This window comes from Stenotrophomonas sp. STEN240, from assembly GCF_056756175.1.
Genome location: NZ_JBRRBO010000098.1, coordinates 1 through 279, shown reverse-complemented (window position 1 = coordinate 279; position 279 = coordinate 1). Strand labels below are relative to the sequence as shown.

Genomic DNA, 279 nt, shown 5'->3' with positions numbered 1-279 from the left:
TGCAGCCTAAGCTGTGCGAGAGTAGGTCATCGTCAGGGTTTTATCTAAAACCCCGCTGCTCACGCAGCGGGGTTTGTCTTTTTATGTAAGCCAGGTGTTTTTAAGCCTGGGCTATGTTCCGCAAGGAAACGCATTGGAGCTGGCGCAACGCGCTGCTCAAACCGCCTTCCTGATGAAATTAGCGCTATGGAACCACCCGATCCCATCCCGAACTCGGAAGTGAAACGTAGCCGCGCCGATGGTAGTGCAGCCTAAGCTGTGCGAGAGTAGGTCATCGTC

General features: G+C 54.1%; 1 rRNA gene. It reads left to right on the top strand.

Annotation, left to right across the window (positions count from 1 at the left end):
• Positions 1–168 precede the first annotated feature (168 nt).
• Positions 169–279 (top strand): 5S ribosomal RNA (rrf, locus tag ACVOKO_RS19445); the annotation flags it as partial.